This is a genomic window from Yinghuangia sp. ASG 101, assembly GCF_021165735.1.
Classification (GTDB): domain Bacteria; phylum Actinomycetota; class Actinomycetes; order Streptomycetales; family Streptomycetaceae; genus Yinghuangia.
Genome location: NZ_CP088911.1, coordinates 2,885,176 through 2,900,425 on the forward strand (window position 1 = coordinate 2,885,176; position 15,250 = coordinate 2,900,425).

Here is a 15,250-nt window from a genome sequence, read left to right on the forward strand (position 1 = left end):
CGCTCCTCGCGACTCCGCCCCCATCCCATCGCAGGCCAGTCTCCGTACCGGCACCCGGAGGTGAGCAACGGTGACCAAGCAGGACACCGCCGTCGTACACGTGAAGTGGCTCGTGGACGGGCTCGCCCAAGACGTGCCCGGCGTGCAGCAGGTCGTACTCGTCTCCTCCGACGGCCTGCTGCTGGCCTCGGCCGGCAAGGGCGGCGCCGAGGCGGGAGGCGAGCGTCTGGGGGCGATCGTGTCCGGGCTCGTGAGTCTCGCCCAGGGCGCGGCCCGGGTCATGGGAATGGGAGAAGTCCGTCAGGAAATAGTCACCATGACGGAGGGTCACGTCGTCGCGATGGCCATCAGCGACGGTTCGTGTCTCGGTGTGCACGCTTCGGCGGCCGGTGATCTGGCCGTCATCGCCTATCAGATGACAGCATTCGTCCGAAGGGCCGGACACGTTCTCACCCCGGCCCTCCGCGCCGAGCTTCACCGCAGTCACGAGCCGGGCAACGCAGCAGGGAGGTAGTCGCTATGGCCGCTGACGACGGGGGACGGACCAAAGCCGAGGGCCGGCCCGCACGAGTACGGCCGTACGCACTGACCCGCGGTCGCACCGACCACAACCACGACCTGCACGTCGAGACCCTGGTCACCACGCTCGACTGCGCGACGGACGACGCCCCCGAGAGCGACGCCGACCCCGGCGACATGCCGGAGGTGCGGGACATCATCGCGCTGTGCCGGGGCGTCCGGTCGGTCGCCGAGGTCTCCGCGCTGCTGGACCTGCCGCTCGGTGTGGTTCGGGTCCTCGTCAGCGATCTGGCGGGCCAGGACCGTATCAGCGTCTATCCGACGGCCGGGGACTCCGGCCGCCCCAACCGCGCACTGCTCGAAAGGCTGCTGGGTGGACTACGCAGGCTCTGATCCCGGCCGTTCCGGTGCTCCCCGCCAACCGGGCCGACACGTACCCCCGTTGACCCCGCCGACGACGCCGCGCGACGGAGCGCCGCCGATCACGTCCACGAAGATCGTGGTGTCGGGCGGATTCGGCGTCGGCAAAACGACATTGGTGACCTCGGTCTCCGAAATCGAGCCGCTCACCACCGAGTCGGTGATGACGGTGGCGAGCGAGGCGACCGACCGGCTCGAAGGCCTTCCGGACAAGACGACCACGACCGTGGCACTCGACTTCGGCCGTCTGACGTTCGAAGACGACCTGGTGCTCTACCTGTTCGGCACGCCGGGACAGGGCCGCTTCCATTTCATGTGGGACGACCTGGTCCGCGGCGCGGTGGGGGCGATCGTGCTGGTCGACACCCGCCGCGTCGAGGACTGCTTCCCGGCGGTCGACTACTTCGAGCGCAGCGGGCTGCCGTTCGTCGTCGCGGTCAACACGTTCGACGGCGCCCCGGTGTATCCCCAGCACGACCTGCGCGAGGCGCTGTCGCTGGGCCCCCGCACGCCGCTGATCAGCTGCGACGCACGGGACCGGCGCAGTTCGGCGGGGGCGCTGGCGACGCTGGTGATGCACGCGTTGCAGACGATGTCCGGGTAGGCGGTCCGTTTCCCCGGTCCGTTTCCCCGGTCCGTTTTCCGGTGCGTTTTCCGGTCCGTGCCACTGCCCTCGGTTCGCGTGCCTGGGGTCCGCCCGCGTTCCGTTCTCCGGCGCGACGGCCCGGTCCCGGAACGGGAGTCGGTCTCCGCGTCGGGCAACTCCCGGGCGAGCGCGGCGCGTTCAGCGCCCCGGCCGTCGGGACAGGCGTCGGTTGCCCCGGTTGTTCCAGCACGCCCGGTGCCAGTGACGGCGGTTGTCGACGGCACCGATGTCGTCCGCACGCCACGCGACGACGTGCGCGACACCGACGGGGATCTCGTGGTCGCAGCCGGGGCAGCGGTAGACCTTGCCCGCGGCGGCGCCGCTGACCGGGCGCACGATCCAGTCGCCGTCCGGGCCCTCCTCGCGGGACTCCAGGCTGTACCAATTCCCGCCGCCGTCGGAGCCGGGGCGTTCGGAGCGATGGGAGCGGTTTCGACGGGGCACGCAAAAAGGGTAGCGGTGCCCCGGGGTGACCTGGTAGGGCACGTCGGCCCGGTGCGGGCGCGGGCGGCGGGACCGGTGCGGAACCCGGGCCCGCCGCCCGCGCGTCGCCGCGCCCGGGCGGCTACTTCTTCGCGTAGTCCCGGAACCCCCGGCCCGTCTTGCGCCCCAAGTACCCCGCGGTGACGAGGTGTTCGAGCAGCGTGGCGGGCGCCCAGCCCGGTTCGCGGAACTCCGCGAACAAGACCTGCTCGATCGCGAGCGAGACGTCGAGCCCGACGACGTCCAGCAGCTCGAACGGGCCCATCGGGAACCCCGCACCGGTCTTGATCGCGGTGTCGATCTCGTCGGCCGACGCGTAGTTGGCCTGGAGCATCTTGACCGCGTCGTTGAGGTACGGGAACAGCAGCGCGTTGACGATGAACCCGGCGCGGTCCCCGCAGTCGACGGCGTGCTTCCTCGTACGGCGGCACACCTCGTGGATCGTCGCGACGGCGTCGTCGGAGGTGGTGACCGTCCGCACGACCTCCACCAGCCTCATCACCGGCGCGGGATTGAAGAAGTGCATGCCGACGACGTCCTCGGGGCGCTTGGTCGCCATCGCGCACTCGATGACCGGCAGCGACGAGGTCGTGGTCGCGAGCACCGCGCCCGGCTTGCAGATGTCGTCGAAATTCTCGAACAACGCCTGTTTGACGGACAGTTCCTCCACGACGGCCTCGACGACCAGGTCGACGACGGCCAGGCCCTCCATGCTCGTGGTGCCGGTGACGCGGCCGAGCGCGGCGTCCCGGTCCGCCTCGGCGAGGCGCCCGCGCTGGACCTGCTTGTCGAGCGACCTGGTCACGGCGGCCGTGACGGCGGCGACCTTGGCGTCGCCGCGCGCCACGAAGACCACCTCGTACCCGGCCTTCGCGAAGACCTCCACGATGCCGGTGGCCATCGTCCCGGAGCCGACCACGCCGACGCTCCTGACGTCGCGCGCGGTGCCGGTCGGCGCCGTGGCGGCCCCGGGATCGGGGACGACCCGCGACGACCCGGGTTCGTCGTACCGGTAGAAGCCGCGCCCGCTCTTGCGCCCGAGCAGGCCGGCGGTGGCCATCTGCTTGAGGATCGGCGCGGGGGCGTGCAGCCGGTCGCGGGACTGCCGGTACATCTGCTGGAGGATGCTGTACGCCGTGTCGATGCCGACCAGGTCGAGCACCGCGAGCGGGCCCATCGGCAGGCCGCAGCCGAAGCGCATGGCCGCGTCGATGTCGCCGCGCGTGGCGTACTTCTCCTCGAACATCGCGGCGGCGTGGTTGAGGTACGCGAACAGCAGCCCGTTGGCGATGAACCCCGCGCGGTCCCCCGCGACGACGGGCTGCTTGCCGAGCTTCTCGGCGAGGGCGACGACGTCGTCGAGCACGTCCGGCTCGGTCACGACCGTGCGCACGACCTCGACGAGCGGCATGACCGGTGCGGGGTTGAAGAAGTGCAGGCCGACGACGCGCGCCGACCGGCCGGTCGCCACCGACAGCTCGGTCACGGACAGTGACGAGGTGTTGGTGGCGAGGATGGTGTCGGGGCAGCAGATCCTGTCGAGCCTCGCGAACAGCTCCTGCTTGAGGTCGAGCTGTTCCGGGACGGCTTCGAGGACCAGGTCGGCGTCCGCCACGGCCGCCGGGTCGCCGCCGACCGTGACGCGCTCGTACAGCGCGCGCTCCTCGTCCTCGGTGAGCTTGCCGCGCTCGACGGCCCGCGCGGTGGAGTGCCGCATGCGGGCCAGGCCGCGTTCGGCCGCGTCGTCGTCGACCTCGACACCGATCACGCGGACCCCGCCGCGAGCGAGGACCTCCGCGATTCCGGCGCCCATGGTGCCGAGGCCGACCACGCCGACCGTGGTGATGTCACGCGCCATCATGCGCTCCTTTAATGCCGTCTCCCGGGCCGGGAGTACGCCTTGAGGGTTGCCGAGAGGGTTCCGGGGCTTTCTGTCGCTTCGACCGAGTGCTTCGTGACGATGCGTCCCTTGAGGAAGCGTCTCGTGAGAAAGCGAACCGCGCGACGCGGACGGGCCACCGCGGAGGCCCCGAGTGCGGCTCCGCGATCGCGTGCGGTGCGTGTGGTCCGCGGGTGTGCGGGGCGCGTCCGCCGCGCGGTGCCGCGGGGGTTACCGCGGAGTAATGACGGGTCTTTCGGGAGTATGGCAGATTCGGCGCACCAGGCACAGAGCAGCCGCCATCCGTGTGCGGGCGCACATGTGTTCGGACGCGCCCGATCCGGGACGCCTGTGACCGCTGTTACCGGCTGCGGTCGCCGTGACCGCCGTGACCGCCGTGACGTACGGGGTCGCCGACGGACCGGGGCACGCGACCGTGCCCGCGCCTCACCCGCCGCCGTACGGGCGCGTGAGGATCTCCATCCCGTGGCCCGCCGGATCGAGGAAGTACAGCCCCCGGCCGCCGTGTCCGTGGTTGATCTCGCCCGGCCGCCGCAGGCGCGGGTCGGCGTAGAACTCGACTCCAGCCTGCCGGATGCGGGCCCACGCCGCGTCGAACTCCTCCTCGGAGACGAGGAAGGCGTAGTGCTGCATGGTGATCGACTCGGCGGGGATGTCCGCGAAATCCAGGGTGACGCCGTTGGCCGTCTCCACCGGGAGGAACGGGCCCGTCTGCGGGCCTACTTCGAGGCCGAGGATGCCCGCGAGGAAATGGGCGGACTCCCGCTTGTCACGGGCGTGGACGATCGTGTGGTTCAGCTCGATTGGCATGTGCGTGTTCTCCGTACCGCACTTCGCGGAACCTCCATGCCTCACCCGGCCGGTGACCGGCACGCGGCGCCGCACCGTCGACTCTAGGCGCCTTCGGACGCTCCGTCGAGGGCGGCCGTCGCCCCCGGCCGCTCCCCACCGCCGTCGCGCGCCGCGCCGCGGGCCGGCGGTCAGGTGGCAACCGCCCGGCCGGCCCGCGTGCGCCGCGCTCAGCAGTCGCGCAACAGCGGTGACTGGTTGAGGAGTTGGCCGCGTACCGAAGTGAACTTGCGGTATCGGTCGGTCGTTTCGGCTCCGGCGGGGAACACCCCCACCCGGTGGCAGTTCTGGAAGGCCAGCTTGACCCCATGGTGGCGCTCCAGCGCGCCCCGGATCGCGTCACTGGCCAGCGCGCGCAGCAGCTGGCCCCGCGCCTGCTCGTCCGGCGGCGGCACCTCGTTGTCGGTGAACTCGCCGCCGTCGACCTCCAGTCGGACGACCAGCTCGGCGATCAGATCCCACGCGTACGGCAGTGAATGGCGAATGCATTCGACGAACTCGGCCTCGTCGACGTCCCCGACCTCGGCCTGTGCCAGGAGTTCCGGCGGCACATCAAGCGACATGGTGCGCTCCCTCCACCAACCAACCTACTCGGCAATCGACTTGACTCACCGTAAGTCAGTCGGGACGGGATGTACCAGTACTGATCCGGACCGGACGGAACGACCGCGCGATCCGTCCTCACCGGTGCCCGGCCGCGCTCGCGGGGACCGGTTCCGCGGGCCCGCCGCCCGTGACACCGACCACTCCGCCGCGGCCCCTAGGCTTGGCCCATGCGTCTCGTCATCGCCCGGTGCACCGTCGACTACGTCGGCCGCCTGTCCGCTCACCTGCCCTCGGCCACCCGCCTGCTGATTCTGAAAGCCGACGGCAGTGTCTCGGTCCACGCGGACGACCGGGCGTACAAACCGCTCAACTGGATGAGCCCGCCGTGCGCGCTCAAGGAGGACGGCGACACCTGGACCGTCGTCAACAAGGCCGGCGAGAAGCTGATCATCGCCATCGAGGAGACCCTGCACGACTCCTCCCACGAGCTGGGCGTCGACCCGGGCCTGGTCAAGGACGGCGTCGAGGCGCACCTGCAGGAACTCCTGGCGGACCGGATCACGACCCTCGGCGCGGGCTGGAGCCTCGTACGCCGCGAGTACCCGACCGCCATCGGCCCCGTCGACATCCTGTGCCGGGACGCGGACGGCGCCACGGTCGCGGTCGAGATCAAGCGCCGCGGCGAGATCGACGGTGTCGAGCAGCTGACCCGCTACCTGGAACTCCTCAACCGCGACCCGCTCCTCGCCCCGGTCAAGGGCATCTTCGCGGCCCAGGAGATCAAACCCCAGGCCAAGGTGCTCGCGACCGACCGCGGCATCGGCTGCGTCGTCCTGGACTACGACGCGCTGCGCGGAGTCGAGGACGACAAGCTCAAGCTCTTCTGACACGCCTTGTCGACGTGGACCCGGCAAATTGCCGCGGTGCCACGGGATTTACCGCGTCCACCGGACCGTGTCGAGCCGTCCCCGCCCCGGGGATCGGTCGGTAGCCTGGGAGGGCGCTTCGACGTCGCGCGTCCCGGCCCGGGCCACGTGCGACCCGGCTCGACCTGGGAGGACGGACCGTGGCCGACGAGCCCCCATCGCTGATGACCTGGGCCCGGTCGCAGATGCGCCGGAAACCGGCGGGCGACGACACCCCGGGCACCGGCGGCGGTTTCCGCCTCTCGCGCGGTCTGATGATCGCCATCGTGCTGTCGTGCGTCGTAGTGGTCCTCGTCCTGACCTCGGACAACGGTGGGACACCGACAACCACCACCGCCGAATCAGCCTCCCCGGGCGCGAGCCCGGCCCCCGGCGACCCCCCGCCCCCGTCGGGCGAACCGGCCGCGGCTCCCCCGCCCGGCGACGCCACCCCCGCGGCAACCTCCAAGCCCCCTGTCGCGGCGGGCAATTCGGACCGCAGCACGCCGGTCGGGACCACCGCGTACACCCGCGACCGGCAGTCGCTGACCGTCCGCACGGAACCCAACAACGGCAGCGGCGTCGTCGCCACCCTCGGCTACGACACCCCGCTCACCCTCGTCTGCCACACCGAAGGCCCGGTCGTCTACGGCATGAACGCCCTCCGCTCATCCCTGTGGGTCAAGGTCACCACCCCCGGCGGCAACACCGGCTACGTCCCCGACGCCTGGATCGCCACAGCAGCCGAAGTCCCCACCCTGGTGCCCGCCTGCTGACCGATCTTCAGAGTCCGCGCTATTTCACGGATTCCGGTGCGAGCGTCCGGTCGCCACAGTCGAATTTCTTCATCCAGGCGTTGGAGAGTTTGACGATTTCCGCGACGAGATAGGGGTGGTTGCCCGGCCGTCCAGATGGATAGGACGCGGGTGTCGTCGGCCACCGCTTCCCCAAGCGCGGATCATCCGGGGCCGCGCTGGAGGCATACAGCTCGGGCGTAGTCCGTCGACCACGTCACGCGTCCGTCGGGCTCTTGGACGGTGAACCCGAGCGCCTCGGCCTCATCCTCCGCGATCAGGAACTTCTGTCGCGCGAGGCCCAGATCACGAGCCGCATCGTGCAACGTCGTCGCGACCGCGTCCGTCTCGATCCGGGCCGCCCCGAGTTGGTCGGTGATCCGGTTCAGGACCGGCATCGCCCGATCCGCCCCCAGGCCGCGCCACACATCGAAGGTCAGTGGCGCGACCACCTTCGTCTGCGCGCGGGCTTGGTCCCCGTCCAGCGCATCGCGCAGCCGGTCCCAATTGTCGGCCAGGGCGTGCAGCATCTCCGCGCTGAACGAGCGCAGCCGGTTCGGCGTCACCACGGCCGCTCACTGCCCCCGGGAACGCGGCGGTATTGGCCGCCTCGGTCTGCTCCCACTCGTCAGCGGTGGAACGCAACTGCCCGGCCCGTTCGGGCATATCGGCCGACAGGCGACCCAGTTTCTGGCGCCACCGGTCTCGTTCATGGGCCACCGCGGTGCCGAGTTCCATCTCGGCGCCGGTCGGGCCCAACAGGTCGACGGCCCCCACCGCCAACGCCGCGTCGGCGTCCAACTCCGCTACCAGCGCCTCCAGTTCCGCGCCGCTTGCGCGCAAGGTCGGTGGATGCACCTTCGACGGTGACGCGTTGGGTTGAGGCGAAGGTGTGGGCGCCGCTTTCGGGGACACCGCGCCGGACGCAGGTGGCGGCGATGTCAGACCCGGCTCGGGCATCTCACTCGCGCCGGACTGCTCCGCGACCAGCCACGCGTCAAGGATCGGATCCGGCCCTTTACCCACGCATCCCCCCGTTTCCCAGCTGCACGGCAGGGAGACACGTGTGCACGGCCCCGCCACGTTTCCTTCATCGCGGGCTACACGCCCCTTGGCGTCACCCGGAGTTCACGCAAGTCATCTGATCCGGTGGTGGCACCGTCGTGGTATGGGTTCCGTATCAGCCACGCGGCACACCACCGACCGGAGGCGGCCCCGGGCGGTTGCCGCGCGAGCGTACGAACAGGAAGACGCCACCGCCGAGGACGGCTGCTCCCGCGACGACGATCCCGACAGGGAGCAGCACGCCGGAGTCGGAGTCACGGCCCTCACCTGGTGGTGCGGCAACCGGGGACATGGGCGGTTGCGCGGAGGGCTCGGAACTGGTTGGGGGCGGAGACGGAGACTGCGAACCCACCGCGGCGGCAGACGGGGACGCGGTGGGCATGTCACCGCGTTTGCCGATCAGTGGGTTGACATCCGGGGGGCCTGGATCGCCGGTCCAGTTCAGGGCGTTGCGGGGACTGACGTTGCCGTAACCCAAGTATTCGTTGGGCACGGGGACGTTCGGCTTGTTCGCGGAATCGATCAGGACACGGATGATCTGATTCGCGGTGTAGTGGGGGTACTTGGCCCACAGGAGCGCGGCTACGCCGGAGGTGAGGGCGGCGGAGCCCGAGGTCCCGCTGGCCTTGCAGTAGCGGGTCGGGCCGTCGCACGCCGAAACGATGTCCGCCCCGGGAGCCGCAAGCGAGACCCAGTAGCCGGCAAGGGTTTTGGTCCAAGCGATGCCGTTCTGGTCATATGCCCCTACGCCCAGCACACCGGGAACAGACGCCGGATACGAGATCGACTGGTTGTACTCCTCCACGTTCCCCGCTGACGCGACCACGAGCTTTCCTCGGCTGACCGCATAAGCAACAGCTTCGTCCCGAGAGGGAAAATGACCACCGCCAAACGACAGATTGATGATTTTTGCAGGCGAATCCGCAGCAGCGCGAATAGCGGGCACGACCTTATTGGGGTCCATCACCAAGCTGTCTCGAAGCCCGACGTTGTAGGAATCAATCTTCGCCTTAGGGGCGACGCCGTAAACCCCTTGACCGCTAACGCCGCGCCCGGTCCCGGCGATGCTGCTCGCCAACGACGTCCCATGATCGTTACCGTAGCCCGGCCACGAAAGCGCCTCGGTCACCTGCCCCACCAAGTCCGGGTGCGAGGCATCCACCCCGGTGTCGATGACGGCGACCGTCACACCCTCACCCTGGGAAATCGTCCACGCTTCCTCGATCTTCCACGAATCCAGGTACCACTGCCCTGGCCTGACAGGCTGAACGGCATACGCCGAAGAGGCACCGACAACCATCGCCACAACAGCCACAAACCCAGCGACCGCGCTGGCCACCCAGCGAGGCCTATGCCTCTTCGCTTGCTGAGACATTGTCAGCCGATCACCGGCGGTACACCGTCATTACGCCGCCCGTTCCAGTACTCGTCGTCCTCGGCAAGGTAGTCCGCACGTTCCCGCCGACCCCGTGTACCAGCAGGCGGCGCAGCCGCGCTGCCGTGCGTACCGCCAACGGGACGACCGGGCGCGGTGCTTCCGACCGCGCCAGACGTGCCTGTTGGCGAGGCATCACGCGATCGCAGGCCGGAGCCGCCTGCGGTGAACTGCCTGCGGTTGCCGGGCGAGCCGCTTGCGGGTGGGCCTCCGACGGCACCTCCCGGCATGACAGGGCGACCTGTTGTCGAACGACCACCCGTACCATTGCCCGTGGTCGGAGCCGGCCCCGCCACACCGCCGCTCATCGGCATGCCGGTGCGGGTGCCGCCAACTCGGCCCTCCTGTGGATGCTGCCCGGAGCGCGGTGTCCCGCCAATAATTCCTTCGGCGCGGCGCGGCAAGGTACCTCCCGCAGGCGGTCGCGTAGTGCCCGTCGTTTTGCCGGTGACACCCGCTGCTCCAGGAGTGGGGACCGTGTCTACAAAACCCCCCGGCACCGCATGCCCGGTGTTTCCTGTAATCGTGTCCGCCGGGGCCGAGGGCGTAAGAGCGGGTCCATCCGCAAGCGAAAGTGGCCCTGCTGTGCTGAGGCTCAGATCGCCCGGAGCAGTACTCGGCAGCGGAGACGAGGTGACCGCAAACTCCGACGGGTCGGCACCAGGGGAAGAAGGCGTCACGGCGGCCGACGTATTGGACCCGGAATAGTCGGAACCCGGCCGCCAAGGGCCACTGTTGGGTTCAACAGTCCTACCTGTGTACGCCATAGACCCTGCCGAAGGGCTGGCTGCCAGAGCGGCCTGACCTTCAACGCCCGGAACACGGGAACCATATGCGCCCGTGTCGGATCCATAGTTTTCGCGCTCTGGGTAATTGCCGACTTGGTACACATCAGCCGGCGGCCGGAATTCCGGTCGGGGCTCCAACGACATCACGTGCGCCGTGCCCTCGTACGTCTGCGCGATGCTCCGCATCTGCGACGCCGCAGCCACCTGCGCGTCGTCGATCTTCTTGTCGCTCGCCGCCAGAGCCGCCGATGTCGCAGGCTCACTCTCCATCGGAACCGTCGCGGAATACGCCACCATCGCCGCGTTCTGCGCAAGCTCCTCATCCGAGACCTGCGGAATCCGAGCCACCGCCGTCGTGATCTCACCGCCCAGGAACGTCAGACGCGTCCCCTGGTTGTGCACGAAATCCGCAAGCTGGAACGTCGAGTTCGTCAAATCCTGCGTCCACGTCCCAAACTGATCCGCCGCGGAACCCGACCACACCACGCCCTCACGCTTCAAATACAAAGCCAACGTCGCATCGCGCAACATCCCCGCCGCGTCCACCAACGACTGCCCCGCGGCGGCGATCCGCGCCGCATCCAACTGCTTCGCCATATCCCGCAGCGTCTTGTAATCCATCGACGAAAAATCCGTCGTCACCGCGACCACGCCCCCCGTCGACTCACCCGCACAACAAACGCACGTCCCATCCCGAACAAGACGTCACCCGCTCCCCGCGCCCGGCACCGGTGCACCCGGAGTCCTCGGCGGCACACCGGACTTCGACGGGTCACCAGGCGCAGGCGTCTGCGCAGGGACATTGAAGGCCGGCTGCTCGCCGGGGGCAGCCTGGATCAGGAGCAACAGCTTCCGCTTGTTCTCCTCCTCGGTCGCCGCCGTCGAGTCCGTCGCCATGCGGATCGTCAGCGCCAACGCCTCGATCTGCTTGTGCAGCATGCGGGCGAAGTTGCGAACCTCCTCGACAACGGCCAACACCCGACTCGCGGTGTCGTCGGCCTCGACGAAGCCCGTCCCGAAGGCGGCGGGAACCAGTTGCGTCGGGATCGCATCCACCGCCGGCAGATGCTCAACGTTCAACCGCTCCAGAATCGCCAGGACTTCGCGTTCGAAGCTCTTCAAGGACTCAAGGTCGGCCGTCATCTGGGCCGTATCGCCCGGAGACGCCGCCGTGCCGGGCGCTGCTGGTGTCACAGGTGCCTCCCCCCGTGGAAGCGTTCGGCACCCGCTTCGGGTACCGCACCCGAGTCTAGCCAACCAACCCGCCGCCAACCGAAGTCCATTTCCCCGCAAAGACGAACTCTTGTCCGCAAACCCCGCCTCGAACGCGCGAGCGAGGGTTGCGGCAGCACCCGCGATGACGCTCCCGACCCTGATCAAAAGGTCGGAGTCGCGGACGCCTCGCTCGCGGTCGCTGATGACAGCTGAACAGCGGTGCAGAAACCATGACAACAGCACCATTGTCTGCTGACCGGCCCGCGCCGAGTCGGCTCGGTGGATGGACTTGCCGTGATGCTCCCTCTGACCGCGGCGCCGTCGTGGAGGGGGCGGGGGCAACGCGTTGCAAGACGTCTGTGGCTTGGAAGTCCGTGCCGGTGGACGCTTATCCTTGATGGAAGGTTGTGTGTTGGTCTGCTCATACGGGGGAGCACGGGACATGGGTCCGAAGACGGCCGTCGCGACAGTGGGGACGACGCTGGTGGCGTGGACAGCGACCGACGGCGCGGGCAGAGAAAATCGGGCTCGCGTCGGACAAGGCACACGAGATTGCCATTGCGGCACGGCCTGACCAAGGCGCCATAAGCGACAAGGACTTGGTACGGGACCGGACCCGGCGGTGGCCCCGAGAGCAGTTGCAGGCCCTCTCGGAAGAAGCCACGGCACCCCTTCCGCCGACGGAGCAATCCCCCGTACCCACCGTGCGCAGGAACGTCGGGACGCTCGGATCGCGCTGCCGACGGCGGACCATCTGAATGCTACGGGGAGAAGATGGCAACAGGGACATTCACCGTCGACCTGGACTGGCTCGATCAGTTCTGCAATCAACTGACCAGCAGCACGTGTTCGCTCGAAGCGGCACTGAGCGCGCTGAAGGAGACCGGGCCGATCCGTACCGGCCACGATGACCTCGACAAGGCGTGCCTGACCTTCCACGACCGCTGGGACGACGGCCTCGACATGATGAACAAGTCGATCTCCGCGATGTCCGAGAAAGTCAGGATCTGCGTGCGGGACTACCGCAGGACCGAGACCACTCTTACCAGCGCCTATCCCGCCTCCGGACCGTCGGTCCCCGGCACCACGCAGTCGGCCGCGCCGACCTACCCGCACATAACCACGGCCCTCGGCTGATGGGGGCCAAAGAAGACTTTCCCGGACTGCGGTTCGACCCGACACCGGGCATTCCCCGCGCGATCGACCAGCTGGCCGGCCAGGTCAAAGCGGCGGTCGACAACTTCAGCACCGGGGCGCAGGTACTCGACCGGGCGGGAGGCATGACCGGCCCGTGGACGGGCGAGGCCGCGGACGGCATGCACAAGAAGATGGACGAGTTGCGGCCGTTGTTCGCCAGGACGCTGATCGCGCTCACATCCGCCCACAACGTGCTGGCCGCTTGGTCGCAACACTTGGTGGTGCTGCAACAGCGTCGCGCGCGGCTGGAGGCAGAGGCGGTCGCCGCGCGGCAGAACATCGAGCAGGCGGAGGCGGCCCCGGGTGCCGACTTCTCGCTCTCGTTGAGCGAATTCGCCACAATGTCGGAGGCGGATCAGTCCGCCGTCGTACAGCAGGCAGAGGCCGCCAAACAGGCGATCAGGCAAGCAGAAGACCGGCTTGACGAAATCATCAGCCGCGCCAAGGCATTGGAGGCGGAACACGCGTCCGAGGCCAAGATGGTGGCCGAGGTCATCCGTAATGCCTCCAAACTCGCGCCGGAGAAAAAAGACGACGACCCTTGGTACAAAGACGCGTACGACGGGGTCGTCGACACCATCACTCATCCGGGCGATACCTTCACGACGCTGGGCGATTTCACCAGCAAACTGTCCACGGTTTTCGGCACCGCCGGCTTCATCATGACCCTCATGCCTCCGCCGGTCGACATGTACGGGGTGGTTGTCAGCGCGGCTTCCGCGTACGCGTCGGCGAGCGCGTTCGTCTTCCACGGCCTGGGCTGGGCCTTCGGCGGTGACTCCGACGGATGGGACCTCGCCAAGGACGCGGTCGGCGCGCTGCCCGTCATAGGTCCTTGGGGCTATGCCTGGTACTACTTCCAATCACCTCCTCCCGCGGTCGATGCCGCGGGTGCCACGGGCGGCCCGGCGATCGACGGCATCCGCTGGGTGTGGCAGCAGATTGTCGGCAAGGACGGCAAGGCCGAGATGGTCCGCATGCCGGTCCTGCCGCCGGAAGAACAGGTCTTCTACAACGCACTCATCGCCGAGCAGTTGCGGGTGCAACAGGAGGCCGGGAAATGATGTCCGTCTCCACTCACGGCCCGGATACACTCCCGCCATCGGAACGCTTGGCCATACGCGTGCCGACGGCATTTCGACCTTTGCCGCTTGAACCCTCGTCAACCGTGGACGAATCCGCTTGGTCCGCCGAACAAACGGAATCGGTGCGCTTGTTGCGCGATACTTGGCGAGGCAGCGGGATCATCTTCCTGGGCGAGTGCAGGAGGAAGGTTCCCGACACGGACGAGCCGTCCACGGCGGCCCTGTCGATCGGGTACGCCTCGATTCCGGGCGCGGAGCGGGTCCGCTCGGCGCGGGAACTCCTGGCATTGGTCGGCTCTGGTTCATCGACCTTGGGAAGCGGATTCCGTCCCGTCGAACACGCCGCGGGACCGTGCGTCGTTTCGCTGGGAGCCTCCGTTCTCACGTTGTCCGCGCCGAGCCTGCCCGAGAACGTACGCAAGGCGGTTGACGGAGGCGTCCGATGTCTGGAGGCGCTGGCGTACATACACCCAATGTTCGATGACACGTGCATCGCGATCGCGCTGACCACCACATCGGTGCGGGAATGGCCCGGCTACGCGGAAGAATTCGCCGGGGTCGTGCACAGTGTCCGGTTCGGTGAGGAGACGGTGGAGTGAACGCTCGCAGTGAGGATGGGACGTACATCTACGCTCGCATGACCGCAGAGGGGGACTACAGCAACCCGTGGCTCTACGTCGTCGCCCTGGTGATCATGGCGTACGCCCTGTGGAGAACGACGAGGCGGGAAGTACCTCGGCCGCATGACAATTGGGTGCGGTTGGCCCAGGCACTCGACGGGCGGCCGGACGTGACCGTCCGGACGCGCGACGATATGCCGGTGCACGAAGTACAGCGCGTCGCCTGGATGTTGGGCTACCAGCACATTTCGTCGGAGAGCGCGCCGAGGGGCTTCACCCGTCATCGGGTGCTGCGGCGGCCGGGGACGCCAGACGTCCCGCGGACGGTGCCGAAGGGCTGGTGGAAGTGATCTACCTGATTCCTGTCCTGCTGTTTGTGGCCGTGGCCCTTCAGTTGGTGCGCTTTTGGCAGAACGGGCGGCGGCGGTACTGGAACGAGACGCGGATGCGTGCGGACGCGGCGGCGCGGTTCCGTGGGCGGGACGCGGTGGTGTGGTTCCCCTTCGCCTGGTATCCCCTGACTGTGGATGAGATTTTCGCCATCGCCGGGAGCGAGGGGTACGCGTTCCGCACCGCGCATCGGCATCGGGGCGTGCCGTTCTTGCTGTTCGCCCGGGTCGACGCGGCACCGCGTACGTGACGACCAATGTGCTTGCCCCGGCTCAATCCGATCCGGGACATGCTCCCCCGACAGTCATGCACGTGCGCGACTCCACGCTCCCCGACACCTCCGCCCTCGCCTCCTCGGCCGCCCTCACCAACTCGGCTCGCCACCACGGCTGA

General features: G+C 68.6%; 18 protein-coding genes. 10 read left to right on the plus strand and 8 right to left on the minus strand.

The features are described from left to right. The first annotated feature begins 70 nt into the window (after positions 1-70). The 3 genes from LO772_RS11920 to LO772_RS11930 are packed head-to-tail and all read left to right on the plus strand — an operon-like array spanning position 71 to position 1,543. On the plus strand, positions 71-514 hold the full coding sequence (locus tag LO772_RS11920; RefSeq protein ID WP_231778377.1) for a roadblock/LC7 domain-containing protein: 444 nt from the start codon (positions 71-73) through the stop codon (positions 512-514). Between the two features lie 5 nt (positions 515-519). Further along, the gene (locus LO772_RS11925; RefSeq protein WP_231778378.1) at positions 520-912 is read left to right on the plus strand and encodes a DUF742 domain-containing protein; all 393 of its coding nucleotides are present in this window, start codon (positions 520-522) and stop codon (positions 910-912) included. Between the two features lie 49 nt (positions 913-961). Then, entirely contained in the window at positions 962-1,543 is a 582-nt protein-coding gene (locus LO772_RS11930) for a GTP-binding protein (protein WP_231778379.1), read from the plus strand. A 180-nt stretch (positions 1,544-1,723) separates the two neighbouring features. Here LO772_RS11930 and LO772_RS11935 read toward each other — a convergent pair whose 3' ends face one another. From LO772_RS11935 to LO772_RS11950, 4 genes are all read right to left on the minus strand, one after another. Then, positions 1,724-2,029: an ATP/GTP-binding protein gene (locus LO772_RS11935; protein ID WP_231778380.1), complete on the minus strand. Its 306-nt coding sequence runs from the start codon at positions 2,027-2,029 to the stop codon at positions 1,724-1,726. 121 nt (positions 2,030-2,150) lie between these two features. After that, positions 2,151-3,926, minus strand: a complete 1,776-nt coding sequence (locus LO772_RS11940; RefSeq protein WP_231779511.1) for a 3-hydroxyacyl-CoA dehydrogenase family protein — start codon at positions 3,924-3,926, stop codon at positions 2,151-2,153. 468 nt (positions 3,927-4,394) lie between these two features. After that, positions 4,395-4,778 (minus strand): VOC family protein, encoded by a 384-nt coding sequence (locus tag LO772_RS11945; protein WP_231778381.1) that lies wholly within the window; start codon positions 4,776-4,778, stop codon positions 4,395-4,397. 209 nt (positions 4,779-4,987) lie between these two features. Beyond that, positions 4,988-5,380: an SCO5389 family protein gene (locus LO772_RS11950; protein WP_231778382.1), complete on the minus strand. Its 393-nt coding sequence runs from the start codon at positions 5,378-5,380 to the stop codon at positions 4,988-4,990. Between the two features lie 210 nt (positions 5,381-5,590). Here LO772_RS11950 and nucS point away from each other — a divergent pair, with 210 nt between their 5' ends. Both nucS and LO772_RS11960 read left to right on the plus strand, forming a co-directional pair. Continuing rightward, a complete protein-coding gene (nucS, locus tag LO772_RS11955) occupies positions 5,591-6,250 on the plus strand; it encodes an endonuclease NucS (protein WP_231778383.1) in 660 nt (219 codons plus the stop codon). A gap of 179 nt (positions 6,251-6,429) precedes the next feature. Then, positions 6,430-7,044 carry an SH3 domain-containing protein gene (locus LO772_RS11960; protein WP_231778384.1) on the plus strand — a complete coding sequence of 205 codons (615 nt, stop codon included), beginning with the start codon at positions 6,430-6,432 and terminating at the stop codon, positions 7,042-7,044. 182 nt (positions 7,045-7,226) lie between these two features. On the opposite strand, the gene LO772_RS11965 is transcribed toward LO772_RS11960, so the two are convergent. From LO772_RS11965 to LO772_RS11980, 4 genes are all read right to left on the minus strand, one after another. Continuing rightward, a complete protein-coding gene (locus LO772_RS11965) occupies positions 7,227-7,631 on the minus strand; it encodes a hypothetical protein (protein WP_231778385.1) in 405 nt (134 codons plus the stop codon). Between the two features lie 611 nt (positions 7,632-8,242). Beyond that, a complete protein-coding gene (locus LO772_RS11970; protein ID WP_231778386.1) occupies positions 8,243-9,466 on the minus strand; it encodes a S8 family serine peptidase in 1,224 nt (407 codons plus the stop codon). 38 nt (positions 9,467-9,504) lie between these two features. Further along, the gene (locus LO772_RS11975; RefSeq protein ID WP_231778387.1) at positions 9,505-10,971 is read right to left on the minus strand and encodes a hypothetical protein; all 1,467 of its coding nucleotides are present in this window, start codon (positions 10,969-10,971) and stop codon (positions 9,505-9,507) included. A gap of 84 nt (positions 10,972-11,055) precedes the next feature. Beyond that, positions 11,056-11,472, minus strand: coding sequence for a hypothetical protein (locus LO772_RS11980; protein ID WP_231778388.1), 417 nt, complete (start codon positions 11,470-11,472; stop codon positions 11,056-11,058). 867 nt (positions 11,473-12,339) lie between these two features. Between LO772_RS11980 and LO772_RS11985 the strand changes: the two genes are divergently transcribed. The 5 genes from LO772_RS11985 (at position 12,340) to LO772_RS12005 (ending at position 15,107) form a co-directional block, all read left to right on the plus strand. After that, positions 12,340-12,702, plus strand: a complete 363-nt coding sequence (locus tag LO772_RS11985; RefSeq protein ID WP_231778389.1) for a hypothetical protein — start codon at positions 12,340-12,342, stop codon at positions 12,700-12,702. Next, positions 12,702-13,826 (plus strand): hypothetical protein, encoded by a 1,125-nt coding sequence (locus tag LO772_RS11990; RefSeq protein ID WP_231778390.1) that lies wholly within the window; start codon positions 12,702-12,704, stop codon positions 13,824-13,826. Before LO772_RS11985 ends, LO772_RS11990 begins: the two co-directional genes overlap by 1 nt. Before the next feature lie 104 nt (positions 13,827-13,930). After that, positions 13,931-14,446 (plus strand): hypothetical protein, encoded by a 516-nt coding sequence (locus tag LO772_RS11995; protein ID WP_231778391.1) that lies wholly within the window; start codon positions 13,931-13,933, stop codon positions 14,444-14,446. Positions 14,447-14,484: 38 nt separating this feature from the next. Next, positions 14,485-14,817 carry a hypothetical protein gene (locus LO772_RS12000; RefSeq protein ID WP_231778392.1) on the plus strand — a complete coding sequence of 111 codons (333 nt, stop codon included), beginning with the start codon at positions 14,485-14,487 and terminating at the stop codon, positions 14,815-14,817. Further along, positions 14,808-15,107 carry a hypothetical protein gene (locus LO772_RS12005; protein WP_231778393.1) on the plus strand — a complete coding sequence of 100 codons (300 nt, stop codon included), beginning with the start codon at positions 14,808-14,810 and terminating at the stop codon, positions 15,105-15,107. The genes LO772_RS12000 and LO772_RS12005 overlap by 10 nt, the downstream gene beginning before the upstream one ends. Positions 15,108-15,250: the final 143 nt, after the last annotated feature.

What these genes read in the sequence shown, in the direction of transcription:
- LO772_RS11925 (WP_231778378.1), top strand. Translation starts at nt 520, where the DNA reads ATGGCCGCTGACGACGGGGGACGGACCAAAGCCGAGGGCCGGCCCGCA.
- LO772_RS11940 (WP_231779511.1), bottom strand. Translation starts at nt 3,926, where the DNA reads ATGGCGCGTGACATCACCACGGTCGGCGTGGTCGGCCTCGGCACCATG.
- LO772_RS11945 (WP_231778381.1), bottom strand. Translation starts at nt 4,778, where the DNA reads ATGCCAATCGAGCTGAACCACACGATCGTCCACGCCCGTGACAAGCGG.
- LO772_RS11950 (WP_231778382.1), bottom strand. Translation starts at nt 5,380, where the DNA reads ATGTCGCTTGATGTGCCGCCGGAACTCCTGGCACAGGCCGAGGTCGGG.
- nucS (WP_231778383.1), top strand. Translation starts at nt 5,591, where the DNA reads ATGCGTCTCGTCATCGCCCGGTGCACCGTCGACTACGTCGGCCGCCTG.
- LO772_RS11975 (WP_231778387.1), bottom strand. Translation starts at nt 10,971, where the DNA reads ATGGATTACAAGACGCTGCGGGATATGGCGAAGCAGTTGGATGCGGCG.
- LO772_RS11985 (WP_231778389.1), top strand. Translation starts at nt 12,340, where the DNA reads ATGGCAACAGGGACATTCACCGTCGACCTGGACTGGCTCGATCAGTTC.
- LO772_RS11990 (WP_231778390.1), top strand. Translation starts at nt 12,702, where the DNA reads ATGGGGGCCAAAGAAGACTTTCCCGGACTGCGGTTCGACCCGACACCG.
- LO772_RS12000 (WP_231778392.1), top strand. Translation starts at nt 14,485, where the DNA reads ATGACCGCAGAGGGGGACTACAGCAACCCGTGGCTCTACGTCGTCGCC.